General features: G+C 58.0%; 11 protein-coding genes. 8 read left to right on the top strand and 3 right to left on the bottom strand.

What is annotated here, in order from left to right; genetic code table 11:
- Positions 1–152 precede the first annotated feature (152 nt).
- Together EXR70_15805 and mutY are read right to left on the bottom strand one after the other, a co-directional pair.
- Entirely contained in the window at positions 153–935 is a 783-nt protein-coding gene (locus tag EXR70_15805; GenBank protein ID MSP39953.1) for a monofunctional biosynthetic peptidoglycan transglycosylase, read from the bottom strand.
- Positions 916–1,980: an A/G-specific adenine glycosylase gene (mutY, locus tag EXR70_15800; GenBank protein MSP39952.1), complete on the bottom strand. Its 1,065-nt coding sequence runs from the start codon at positions 1,978–1,980 to the stop codon at positions 916–918. The genes EXR70_15805 and mutY overlap by 20 nt, the downstream gene beginning before the upstream one ends.
- A gap of 48 nt (positions 1,981–2,028) precedes the next feature.
- On the opposite strand from mutY, the gene EXR70_15795 reads away from it, so the two are divergent.
- The 4 genes from EXR70_15795 to EXR70_15780 all read left to right on the top strand — a co-directional run bounded on the left by EXR70_15795 (position 2,029) and on the right by EXR70_15780 (position 6,924).
- A complete protein-coding gene (locus EXR70_15795; protein ID MSP39951.1) occupies positions 2,029–2,922 on the top strand; it encodes a DMT family transporter in 894 nt (297 codons plus the stop codon).
- A 181-nt stretch (positions 2,923–3,103) separates the two neighbouring features.
- Positions 3,104–3,814, top strand: a complete 711-nt coding sequence (locus tag EXR70_15790) for a dienelactone hydrolase family protein (protein MSP39950.1) — start codon at positions 3,104–3,106, stop codon at positions 3,812–3,814.
- Positions 3,815–3,924: 110 nt separating this feature from the next.
- Positions 3,925–4,914 (top strand): hypothetical protein, encoded by a 990-nt coding sequence (locus EXR70_15785; GenBank protein ID MSP39949.1) that lies wholly within the window; start codon positions 3,925–3,927, stop codon positions 4,912–4,914.
- Positions 4,915–5,019: 105 nt separating this feature from the next.
- Positions 5,020–6,924, top strand: a complete 1,905-nt coding sequence (locus EXR70_15780; GenBank protein MSP39948.1) for a hypothetical protein — start codon at positions 5,020–5,022, stop codon at positions 6,922–6,924.
- A 222-nt stretch (positions 6,925–7,146) separates the two neighbouring features.
- Here EXR70_15780 and EXR70_15775 read toward each other — a convergent pair whose 3' ends face one another.
- Positions 7,147–7,551, bottom strand: coding sequence for a hypothetical protein (locus EXR70_15775; GenBank protein MSP39947.1), 405 nt, complete (start codon positions 7,549–7,551; stop codon positions 7,147–7,149).
- A gap of 284 nt (positions 7,552–7,835) precedes the next feature.
- Between EXR70_15775 and EXR70_15770 the strand changes: the two genes are divergently transcribed.
- From EXR70_15770 to EXR70_15755, 4 genes are all read left to right on the top strand, one after another.
- Entirely contained in the window at positions 7,836–8,864 is a 1,029-nt protein-coding gene (locus tag EXR70_15770) for a hypothetical protein (protein ID MSP39946.1), read from the top strand.
- Between the two features lie 217 nt (positions 8,865–9,081).
- A complete protein-coding gene (locus EXR70_15765) occupies positions 9,082–10,359 on the top strand; it encodes a DUF3391 domain-containing protein (GenBank protein ID MSP39945.1) in 1,278 nt (425 codons plus the stop codon).
- Positions 10,356–11,897 carry a PAS domain-containing protein gene (locus EXR70_15760; protein MSP39944.1) on the top strand — a complete coding sequence of 514 codons (1,542 nt, stop codon included), beginning with the start codon at positions 10,356–10,358 and terminating at the stop codon, positions 11,895–11,897. The genes EXR70_15765 and EXR70_15760 overlap by 4 nt, the downstream gene beginning before the upstream one ends.
- An 87-nt stretch (positions 11,898–11,984) precedes the next feature.
- Positions 11,985–12,764, top strand: coding sequence for an SDR family oxidoreductase (locus EXR70_15755; protein MSP39943.1), 780 nt, complete (start codon positions 11,985–11,987; stop codon positions 12,762–12,764).
- The last annotated feature ends 22 nt before the right edge of the window (positions 12,765–12,786 follow it).

Genomic DNA, 12,786 nt, shown 5'->3' with positions numbered 1-12,786 from the left:
ACGCACACACTTGGCCTATATCGAACCAACTCCAACAAGGTGGGGTTCCGCTATGGCCAGGTTTCTAACTTACGACCTCAACCCAACGCACTACCCTGACATAATCGCGTTGCTGTTAACATGACATATTGACGTTGCCACGACAGCAAGATTTAATTTTTCGAATCGCTTGGCTCTTCGTCGACGGGGACGATTTTCGGCGCTTGTTCGACCTTTTGATAGAGCGGCGTTTGGCGGGCGCGTTGCAGTTCTTTGTTGCTCAAGTAACCGACGCTGTTTAGCCGGCCGAGAATGCCGTTGCGCCGATTCAATACGCCACGCTCCTTGGAATTGCGCGGGCTCGGCAGTAGCGCCGCCAAGGTGGCGGCTTCGAGGGGATCGAGGGCGGCGGCGGACTTGGCGAAATAATGGCGCGCGGCGGATTCGATGCCGTAAATGTTGCGTCCCCATTCGACGACGTTCAGATAGATTTCGAAAATCCGCCGCTTGCTCAACGCTTGTTCGAGCTGGTGCGCGATGACGATCTCTTTCAACTTGCGCAGCGGGTTTTTACTCGGATTTAAGTATAGATTTTTCGCCAGCTGCATGGTGATGGTGCTGCCGCCGCGATTGAAGCTCATGGTTTCCCAGTCCTTCTTGAGGGCGGCCTTGAGCTCGTTCATGTCGACGCCTTTGTGACTGAAGAATGCCGCGTCCTCACTGACCAAGACGGCTTTTTTTAGGTGATCCGAAATGGCACCGTAGCCGACCCAGTTCTGTTGGCGTGTACCGGCAATTTTTTTCTTTTTATATTCTTCATCGCGCAGCTCCATCAGCGCCGTGCTCTTGGGGTTTTTCTGCTTGAGCGCGTTGACGTCCGGCAACGTGGCGTAGAAATAAAATCCGCCGGCCGCCAGCAACGTGATTAAAACGCTGCTAAAGAAAACTTTTTTCATGTGGGTTCAGTAATCTAATTGCTTTTGCCGTCATTGACGAGATCGCTTGGCCGTGAATCTTTTCCACGTCAATCCAGTGCCACCGTTTGCTCGGTAAACGAAGCTTGCTGTTGGCCGGATAATCGAACAAATAAATCGGCGCGCGAATGCGCCGGTGGGTGATGCTGTGGCGAATCTCGCCGATGGCTTTGCGCAGTCTCACGGCCGGCGCTAGCTCGCGCAACTCTTGGCGCAGAAAATTTAGCGGCTGTTTCGCTCCGTCCGTCTCTCCACCGGGTAGTTCCCACAGCCGCGCCATCAGACCGTCGCCGGCCCGCCGACGCAGTAAAACTTTGCCGTTCTGGCGGACGATGGCGAGGGGCCAATGCACGGCTTTGAATGCGATTCGGCGGCGGCCGAGAGAGTTATTCTTATCGCTAGGGCAATTCATCGCGGCGCATTCGGTTCGCAGCGGGCAGCGCGCGCATTGCGGCGCGGTCGGACTACAGAGTGTCGCGCCGAGTTCGATCAACGCTTGATTGAAATCGCCGGGACGTGAGGACGAAACCAGTTGGCGCGCGTTAGTTTGCATTTCTATTTCGTTGCCAATCGCCAGGACGCGGCTGAGGACACGCCGGACGTTGCCGTCGACGGCCGGATAGCGTTGGCCGAAGGCAATACTCATGATCGCGCCAGCGGTATAATCGCCGACACCGGCGAGCCGGCGCAGACTCGTGAACTCTTGGGGCAACTGGCCGGCGTGATCGCGGACGATTTGGCGCGCGGCTTTTTTTAGATTTTCGGCGCGCCGGTAGTAGCCCACGCCGGACCAAGCGCGCAGGACTTTTTCCAACCGTGCACGGTCGAGCTTCTCGACATTTGGAAACGTCCGCAAAAACATTTCGTAATAGCGTAGGACGGTTTTCACCTGGGTTTGCTGTAGCATCGTCTCGGAGAGCCAGATCGCGTAGGGATCTTTGGTGTGGCGCCAGGGCAAGTCGCGTTTGTTGCGGTCGTACCAGTGCAGCAGCTTTCGGCGCAGCGGCGCAAAATTTTTAGCGGCCATGAATGCAGTTGGTGGTGATTTCAGCTATAAGCCACTGTAGACGAAAATATTTGTGAAGGGAACTCGCTGCCCGCTGTGTCGCCGATCTCATTTGGTTTACTGACCTCGATTTGTTTCGCCATCGCCAGTCTGTTGGCCCAGCGCGGTTATCATGTCGCCGCGACGGCCTGGGGCGCGTGGATCACCATCGCCGCCAACGCGCTGTTTCTTTTGGCAGCCCATCTGATCTTTGAATCGCCGGCTCGCTTGTGGGTGGCCGACAATTTGATCTACGTCGCCATCGGTTTGTTCGTTCCCGGCGTGACCCGGGTGTTGAGCTTTCGCGGCATCCGCAATCTCGGCAGTTCGGTGACTTCGACCATCGTCAACACCACGCCGATGTTTTCGACCCTGCTGGCGATTGTGATCCTCGGTGAACGGCCGGCGCCGCTGGTGTTGTTCGGCGTCTTGCTCACCGTCGGCGGCTTGGTGATCGTGTCGTGGGGCGGCGAGGCGACTTCGTACAAGAAGAGCGAGCTGATATTTCCTTTTCTATGCGCGCTGCTCTTTTCATTCAAAGACATCGCCGTGCGTTGGGGCTTGGGCGGCGGCGGCGGACAGCCGATGCTTGCGGCGGCGATCGCCGCCGCGGTTTCCACCGTTGAGATCTTCGTCATCAACCGTTTTTTTCAGCGCGAGAAATTCATCCTGCCGCCGCTGCCGGTAGCGCGCTGGTTCATCGCTTCGGGAGTTTTTACTGGCGGCTCGTTTCTGTTCATGTACGTCGCTTACAGCATGGAGCGGGTGTCAATCGTCGCGCCGTTGGTGAACAGTTACACGGTGTTCGTGTCGATCTTGACGCCGTTCATAGCGCGTCAGATCGAGAACGTGACGGCGAGAAAGCTGGCGGGTGCGGCGCTGGTGGTGGGCGGGATTTTTGCGGTGTCGTTGGGGAAGGATTAGACAATGCAATAGCGCCGCGGAAGAAGAGATGAATTCACCACAGAGGACACAGAGATCACAGAGTTTCGGATTCGGAGTGTTGCCGTAAAGGGCGCAAAAAATATTTCTACTTTCATTTGCCGTTTGACGATGGGCTAGCGGTGCGGATACAAACGGGGAGAATTATTTCACGAGGTGAAATGTGAAGACGATTCGTGAGCAGATCAGCGTCGACGGCAGTTCGATGAATTTGTTTTCCGCCCAGCCCGATGGCAACGAGCCGTTGCCGGCGGTGGTGGTGATTCAGCATCAGTATGGCGTCGACAAGTTCATGGAGGAGATGACCGAGCGTTTCGCGCGCGACGGCTATTTTGCGATCTGTCCGGATCTCTATCATCGCGATGGGCCGGATTGTAAAGACGATGGGCCGACGCGGCGCGGCCGGGCCAAGGATGCGAACATCATCGACGACATCAACGCGACGATGACGCATTTGCGCGGGAACAAACTGGTGGACAGTAAACGTGTGGCGATACTCGGCTTCTGCATGGGCGGACGGGTGGCTTATCTGATGGCGGGTGCGAGTAGGGATTTCAAAGCGGCGATCACTTGGTACGGCGGCAGCTGTTTTCGCCAATGGGGCGACGGGCCGACGCCGTTCGAGCGCACGGCGCAGATTTCCTGTCCGATCCAAGGCCACTTCGGCGCCACCGATCAGAATCCGACGCTGGACGACATGGCCAAGATGGACGCCGAGCTCAGCCAGCATGGCAAGGCGCATGACTTCTACGTTTACCACGACACCGGCCATTCGTTCATGGACCCGCATCATCCGGATCGCTATGTGGAAAAATCCGATCGCGAGTCGTGGTCGCGCGGCTTGGCGTTTTTGCGCAAACATTTGGCGGCGTGAGGCGAATTGTATTTGCAGGTGTAGGGGCAACCCCCCGTGGTTGCCCATCCGGAGGGTAGGCACGGGGGCCTGCCCCTACATCATGAGGGAAATATTCTGAGGAGAAACATATGGCTGCTAAACCTAAAATTACTTTTGCGACCAATCCCAATCCGCGCAATCGCGCGTTGATCGACGGATCGATTGCGCTGGACGGTTACGACTTCGAGTACGTCGGCGACAAGTACACGCCGGGGGAGATGCATTATCGTTTCGTTCAAGGCGAGTTCGATGTCGCCGAGATGTCGACGGCGACGCTCATGCGCGCCAAGGAGAAGGGCAAACGCTTTTTGGCGTTGCCGGTTTTCTTTCAGCGCGGGCCGCGGCAGCGAAATATTTTTCACTGCGCCGGTAAGGTGAATCATCCGAGCGATCTCAAGGGCAAGCAGATCGGCGCGTTTCGTTACGGCGCCACGGCGGTCTCCTGGGCGCGCGGCTATTTGCTCGACGAGCATGGCATCAAAACGACTGACGTTAGTTGGTTTGTCTCCGGTCAGGAAGTTTATATCGGCAACGAGTTGCCAGTGAAAGTCGAGCGCCTCGATCCGCCGCCGCCCTTCGGCCAGGAAAAGCCGCATTTGTCGCGGCTACTGAGCGAAGGCAAACTCGGCGCCGCGTTGGTCGCCGGCGATTCGGGTTACACCGGTTTGTTCGGCGGCGGCACGTTGCCTGGCGTTATGGGACAGTTTCCCGGCGTCAAGCCGCTGTTCGAAGATACCGACGAGATTCTTAGTTACGTGAAGCGCACGCAGATCTATCCGATCATTCACATCATGACGGTAAAAGAAGAAACGGTGGAAAAATATCCCGAGCTCTCGGCGAAACTGATCGAAGCTTTCCGCGAGGCCAATCGCCAAGCGGTGAATTACATGAAACCGGGAGAAGCCGAAGGCTACGCCAAAGAGCGCGATCTGTTGGGTTACGATCCTTACGCGGGAGTGTTGACGCAGGGCGACAAGACAACCATCCAAGCGCTCAATCGGTATCAGATCGAGCAGGGATTGGTGAAGAAAGAGTTGCCGCTGGAAAGTCTGTTCGTCAAGGAAGCGTTCCGGATGTGAAGACTGGAGTGATGGAGTATTGGAGTAACAGAGTAATGGGCCGATCCGAAACCCAATACTCCACCACTCCCGTACTCCATTACTCCAACCCGATTATGCAATCTGATGAGGTCTGTTATGGCGACGCCGTCTGACTTGTTTCCAGCTACCCGTACGACCCGCCTTCCCGGCGGCTACATGGGCAAGATGTTGCGCGTCGACATGACGACGGGTTCACTCACGGACGAGAACCTGCCGGAAGAGCCGATCTTAAAAAAATTCATCGGCGGCCAGGCGCTGGCGCTTTATATGCTCATGCGTGAGCAGGCGCTTGACGTGAAGCCCTATGACGCGGCGGCGAAGATGGTGATGTTCACCGGGCCGTTGACCGGCACCGGCCTCACGCCCGGCGGCACGAAAGTTTGCGCGGTGTTCTTGAGCCCGATGACGAAAAATTCTTTGGGCCGGGGCGCGGCGAGCGGTTATTGGGCGACCTATCTCAAGCAGTCGGGTTATGACGGTATCATTCTCCAAGGCGCGGCGAAGAAGCCGCAATATCTTTTCATCAACGACGGTAAGCCGGAGTTGCGCGACGCGAGCAAGTTTTGGGGCAAGGGCTCGCGCGATACCGAAGAGTTGCTGCGTGCCGAGGTCGGCATCAAGGACGCGCGGGTGATGGGCATCGGTCCGGCGGGTGAGCATTTAGTCAATGCGGCGATGCTATGCAACGACTTCAACCATTCGGCGTCGCACAGCGGCGGCGCGATCTTCGGCTCGAAGATGCTCAAAGCTATCGTCGTCCACGGTACCAAGCGTCCGCCGCTCTACGACAAAGCAGCGTTGATCGAAGCTGGACTGCGCTGGCGCAAAACGCTGCAACAGTATTCGCTCGCCGACCGCTACACCGTCGGCCATGCGCGCCATCTCGAAGCGCTGCCCAACAATAACATGCAGAGCACGCTGATCGCCGATCACAATCGCGGCTTCGATCAGAACCGCGTCACCCAGCGGCCCTGCTTCCAATGCGCGCGCCTTTGTCCTTGGGACGTCGAGATCGGCGAAGGCGAGTTCAAAGGCAAGCTCGGCCACTTCAACGCCGGCGCCGAGTGGCTCGATACTTTTTGGAATCTCGGCGTCAAAGGCAACGCCACGCTTTATTTAGCCGAGCGCATCAACGATCTCGGCATTGAGTGCGGCCATTTCTCTTTCGGCGCCGGTGTGCTGTTCGAAGCCTATCAAAAAGGATTGCTCAACGCCGACAGCTGCGACGGGCTGCGTCTGGAATGGGGTAACGTCGAGGTCATCGATAAATTATTGGAGATGACCGCGCGGCGCCAGGGCAAGTGGGGCAATCTGATCGCCGACGGGCCGTTGGAAGTCGCCGAAGCGATCGGCGGTGAGGCGGTCAACTGGGTCGTGCACACCAAACGCGGCGTGCCGGCGATGCATGATTGGCGGCCGCATTTCTCCAACATGTTGCGCGAGATCGTCGCCAGCGGCGGCATGAAGCCGCAAGGCGGCGGCACGGTGAATCCGCCGCCGGACTTACGCTACCGAGAAAAGTGGGGACCGCTCGACCGCGACGATCCCAAAGGCTGGCCCCAGTCCAACGTGCTCGGCGAGCAGTATCGCCAATTCGTCGGCCTCATGGGCGGCTGCTGGTTCGCCCAGATGCATATGAAGCCGGACGGGCTGAAAAGCGTCGTCGATTCGTTCAACGCGACTACGGGTTGGAATTTCGATCTCGACGAAGCGATGTTGGCGGGGCATCGCAGCGCGATCTTGCAGAGTCTCTTCGCCACCCAACGCGGTTGGATCGCCGATCACGATTGGCAACAGGTCGGCCAAAGATTTCTCGATCCGGTGCCCGACGGCAAGTACAAAGGCTTCACCATCGCTAAGTGGCTCCCGGAAATGGTCCGCGAATATTACCAACTCTCCGGCCGCCACGAAAAAACCGGCCGACCGTTCATGGATACGTTGAAGCAGTTGGGTCTGGAAGAGTTTAGCGAGTGGGCGCAGTTGGATTAGCGAATCGGAATTGCTTTTGTCTTTGTTCGATTCGGGGCAAAATCCTAGTGCCGATCCGTCAGTCGTTACCGGTTCGTTTCAACAGACGCATGGGCCGGCGGTGTTTGTACTGATGCACCCACCAATCGTATAACGCCACAGGGGACAAGATGTCTTTGGCTTCGACGCCTTGGCGGTTTAGATACCAGAGCTTTAGGAAGCCGTTGGCCCAGGAAATTTTCATCAAAGCGCATCCGTCCTGATCGAGATAGGCGCCCACAGTTCGAAGAATTTGTGACAGCCGATGTGGGTCGGGCTCGCTGGTATCGAAATTGCTCCGGAGTCTGTTGCCTTTGCGCTCGAGAAGTTCGATGTCGGAGGCGCTAAAGCGCAGACCGCTGAAGCCGAAAGACTTCGATCGCTCGCTTCCCGCCAGTTTTTTCTTGGTGGCATCGAAGACCAGTTTGAGAAATGATTTTTAAGGCTCGCCTTGGGCACCATCGCCGCTACCGGTTTTTTACATTCGCCGCGCACCTCATAGTGATTATCCGAGACTTCCAGGTCGAATGAGATTGCCTCCAGGGTTTCTAACCCCTGGCCGATGGCGCGTAAGATATTTTGATAATGAGCGGGTGCTTTGGGCTTCATCGTCGATCGACTCCGGTTAACACAGACATAGTTTGCTTGACTACGCCAGCAAGTTTCGCACCAGGTCGCGATATCGTTAGATCCTTCCTTCAGGTCGCTCCATTCTCCAACGATTACTCACCGGGTAGACGACTACCCGGTCGCCGCGCCGACAGATATGTCAGCTATTCACAAACCGGTTTGGTGGATAGTGGGACTTCGTTACGGGTGACGGCGCAGTTTTGGGTGAAATCGCGAGCAAACTCTGTTAACCGTTGTGGGTCGGAAGAACGGGGAGAATTTGCATGAAAAAGGTTTGGTTGGTTTTACTTCTTAGTGCGATCGCGGTGTCGCCAGTGTCGGCCCAGACGCCTTTCTACCAAGGTAAGACCGTGCAGATCCGCGTCGGCTTTGCGGCCGGCGGGGCGTTTGACGTTTGGGCGCGGGTGATCGCTAGCCACTTGAGCCGGTTCATTTCCGGTAATCCTTCGTTCGTCGTGCAGAACATGACCGGCGGCGGGTCGATGATTGCGGCGAATTATGTTTACGGCGTGGCGAAGCCCGATGGCTTGACGCTCGGCGTGGTCAGTCCGGCGATGTATATCGAGCAGGTGACCGGGAAGAAAGAAGTGCAATACGATTGGTTCAAGTTCAGTTACATCGGCTCGCCGGAGAAGACCGATAGGATTTTCTACATGCGCGCCGACATCGGCATTAAAACTTTAGAAGACCTGCGCACGGTGACGGAGACGCCGCGCTGCGGTTCCACCGGCATCGGCAGCGCGGCGTATTATTTTCCGCGCCTGTTGCAAGATACCTTTGGGCTGAAGCTGATGCTCGTGCCTGGTTATCCGGGCGCGTCCGATGTGAATCTCGCGATTGAGAAAGGCGAAGTTCATTGTTTCAGCGGCACGGTGCAAGCTTTTTTCGGCAGCGAGCCTGGGCGCACATGGGCCAAGACGGGGTTTGCGCGGGTGCTGGTTCAGGGCGGCGCCAAGCGCGATGCGCGCATGGCGAGCGTGCCGACGCTCTGGGAGTTGATGGACAAAAATAAGAGCAACGAGATTTATCGCCGCTTGGCGAAAATTCTGCTCATTCCCGACGACATGGGCCGGCCGCTGTTCGGCCCGCCGGGCATGCCGGCGGATCGCTTGAAGACGCTGCGCGATGGATTCACCAAAATGATGGCCGATCCCGAGTTGCTCGCCGACGCCAAGAAGAAAGGTCTCGATGTGACCCCTGCGAGCGGTGAAGAGCTTGACGCGTTGATCAAAGAAGCCGGCGTGCCGTCCCAGGAAATGATTCAACGGTTGAAGCCTTTATTGGAGAATTGAAAGGCGCCGGTTCCGACTCTGGTTGTCGCGTCACAGGCTGTTGTTCGCGACGAGAGCGGACACGCAGGTCCGCCCCTACCAGAAATCTGACGGCATTCCCCGCAAGCCGCAATCCCAGCATTTAATTTCCGGTTCTATTTGCCGATAGCCTGCTTATACGCGCCAGCGTGCGCTCGCGCCGAGGAAGGCGCGGTAAACTTTCAGCAGGCAGGACACTATGAGCCGGGAAGAAGAATCGACGACAAATAAACGTGTGGCGCTCGCCGATCTGCGGCCTGGGATGTACGTCGTCGGCTTGGACCGTTCTTGGTTGCAGACGCCGTTTTTGTTTCATCGCAAGCTGATTCAGCGCGACGAAGAAATCGACCAGATGAGAAAGCATGGTATCCGCGAAGTGGTGATCGATATCGCGCGCGGCGTCGATGTTGTCGATGGTCAAAAATCTGACGGCGAAATTACCAATCGTCCGGCCGAAGAACCAGCCGTCGAGGTAAAATCCGCGGCGGCCCAACGGCCGCCCTCGCCCGCCGAGTTGGCATTTCAGCCGATGGTGCGGGAGCTCGAACAGGCGCGCACGATTCACGACGAAGCGTTGACCTTGGCGCAATCGATCTTTGACGGTGCCGGCCGCGGTACGGCCATCGACGGGGAAGTTGCCGGGCGGGTGGTGACGAGTCTGCGCGATAGCATTATGCGCTCGCCGGAGGCGAATCTGTTGCTGATGCAGATGCGCCGCTTGCAGAACGATTTATTTACTCACGCGGTCAACGTTTGCGTACTGTCGTTGGTGGTGGCGACGGTCGAGAAGCTGGGAGACGATTTCGCGGCGCTGGGAACGGCCGCCTTGCTCCATGATCTCGGTGAAACTCGTTTGCCCCGTTCGTTGCTGCGCAAGGAAAATAATTTGACCGAAACCGAGACCAATCTTCTAACGCAGCATCCGATCCTTGGCGCCGCGCTGTTGGCCGGGTCCAAGGATATTCCCGCCGCGGCCCAGCGCATCATTGTCGATCACCACGAACGGATCGACGGTTCGGGATATCCAGCCGGCGAAACCGACTTGACGGTTTATACCCAACTGGTGGCGCTCACCGACAGCTACGACGACATGTTGTCGGGGCGCAATCGGGCACAGCTCCAGCCCACGGAAGTACTGCGCCAGCTCTATCTGCAGGCCAATGGCGGCACCGTCGATCGCGATCTGGTCGAAAGAGTGATTCGCAGCTTGGGCGTTTATCCGGTTGGCAGCGTCGTCGAGTTAAACACCGGCGAGTGGGGCTTGGTGGTCGCGGCCAATCGATCCTCGGCGCTAAAACCGACGGTGCGGCTGATCATGTCGCGCAGCGGTCTGATGCAGTCCAACGGTCCGATCATCGGCTTGGGCGAGGCCGCTGGGGACGCGGTGGAACGACGTGTTGTTGCGATCCGCGATCCGCTTAAAGAGGGCATCGATCCGATGGCATTTCTCCGCACGGTGCCAGGTATGTCGGCATGAACGTCAGCGAGTTTTCCTCGCCCGTGAGTCCTCGCCACGAGCGCGACGTTGCGGATCGCGATCGGGTCGAACTGCTGCTCGCCGCGCTGCCGTCCTGCGCAATTCTCACCGATAGCACTGGCAATATCATGATCGTCAATCCCCAAGCCGAGCTGTTTCTCGGATGGCCGTCCGCCGCCTTGATGGGTCAGTCCGCGCACGAACTATTGAATTGCTATTTGGAAGATCTGAGCGCTGTGCCGGCCAATTGCCCTCTCGCGCGCATTCTCGCCGGTGAAACGAGCGCGCCGGCGGGGCGCATGTGGCTGCGTTGCCGCGGCGACGTGATGAAGCCGGTGGAGTATCGTTGTACGCGGTTTGCGGTGGCCGGCGGTGCCGGTGCGCTCTTGGCTTTCACCGATATCGCGCGCCAGCTCGCCGCGGAAACGGATTTGCGCAGTCTGGCGTCCGTCGCCGAGGACAGTCCGGTCGCCATCGTCGAGCTCAACGAAGACGCCCATCTGCTCCATGCCAATCCGGCGATGATGGCGTTGCTGGAACGTTTTGGTTTCGGCGCCGACGCGCGGGCGGCGGTGTTGCCGGAACACCTCGAAAGACTCACGCGCCGTTGTTTGCAGACACAGAACGAAATCGGCGCTATCGAAGTGAATCTGGGCGAGCACTGTTTCGAATGGAAGTTGGTGCCGGTGGCTGGGATGGCGAGCGTGCGCGGCTACGGCGTCGATCTGAGCGCGCGCAAGCGCGCCGAGCTGGCGCTGTTCGAAGCGAAGCTGCAAGCCGAGGCTGCCAACACCGCTAAGTCTGAATTTCTCGCCAACATGAGCCACGAGATTCGCACACCGGTCAACGGTGTCATCGGCATGGCGGAACTTTTGTTGGACAGCGAACTCAGCGACGATCAACGGGACAGCGCCAGGACGATTCTTTCGTGCGCGGAATCATTGATGCTGGTCATCGACGAAATTCTTACCATGTCCGAACTTGATGCCGGCCGCGCTACAGTGACCCGATCGGTCTTCGATCTGGGCGCGAGCTTGCGGGCTTGCGTGGAGCCATTTCGCCAGCAGGCGGAGCAAAAAGGTTTAGGTTTTGAATTGGCCATCGGCGCCGGTGTGCCGGATCGTGTCAACGGCGATCGCAAACGGCTCGAACAAGTTCTCAGCCAGCTGCTGGGCAATGCGCTCAAGTTCACGGCGCGGGGCGAGATCGTCGTTGAAGTCGGCGCCGAAGGCAGCACCGCGCGCTGCATTCCCTTCGGCGAAGCGCTGGCGCCAGTTTACGGCGGTGAGCTGCGTCTTACGATTCGCGATACTCGTATCGGCATCGCGGCGGAAAAACAAAAGCTGATTTTCGAGCGCTTCGTTCAGGCCGACGGTTCCAGCGCGCGCCGCTACGGCGGCACCGGCCTCGGTCTCACCATCGCCCATCAGTTGGTCGAATTGATGGGCGGTGAACTCGGTGTCGACAGCGAACTTGGCCAAGGCAGCCGCTTCTGGTTTACTCTGCCGATGCCGACGGCGCTTGTTAGCGCCTCGTAAATTTCGCCATTCTCTTGCCCTTCGGTTGCCAAACCTCTTCTCTCTCCTTATGATCCAGATCGTTTGGCGGTGGCGAGGGATGTCGACTTGGCTTCTCAAAATTTAATTTTAGCTGGACAAGTGGCATTCATCACCGGTGGCGCGACCGGCATCGGCCAGGCGATGGCGCGAACGTTGGGGTGTGCCGGCGCCAAAGTCTGGCTCGCGTCGCGGGATGAAAACGCGCTTCATCGGACAGCGGCGGATTTGCGTGGCCGCGGTCTGGCGGCCGACATGGCGCAGCTCGATGTCAGGGATCGCAAGCAAGTCGATCGCGTGGTTGAACAGATCATCGGTGCAGACGGCAAAATCGATATCCTCTTCAACGGCGCCGGTGTCATGATCAAACATCCGGTGTTGGAGATGCCGGAAGATATTTGGGATCTGGTGATCGACGTCAATTTGAAAGGCATGTTTCTCTGCACCCAAGCCGTGGCGCGCGGCATGATGGATCGCGGCTATGGCCGGATCATCAACGTGTCGTCGGGCCATGCTCAAGGCAATGCCACCAATTCCGCTTACTCGGCGGCCAAAGGCGGTTTGGAATCGTTCACTAAAACTTTTGCCGCTGAGTTGCGGCAACTGAAAACTGACGTGACGATCAACGCCATCGAGCCGGGCGGTACCGATACGGCGATGTGGCGGCGCGGCAAAAGCGCGGAGTATATCAAAGACGCGGTAGAGTCGGGACGAATCCATCCGGCGGATTTCATGGCTGACGTGGTTTTGTTTCTGGCGAGCCCCGCAAGCCGCGGCGTCATCGGCGAGATGGTGTCGCCTCGTCAGCGGGACTGGCTGGCCATGCAGAATTCGGACTCGGAACACTAACCGCAACGCACGCAAAGAACGT

The organism is Deltaproteobacteria bacterium, assembly GCA_009692615.1.
GTDB lineage: Bacteria > Desulfobacterota > Binatia > UBA9968 > UBA9968 > DP-20.
Note: the sequence above shows the minus strand (reverse complement) of the source record. Positions and strands in the feature narration are given on the sequence as shown.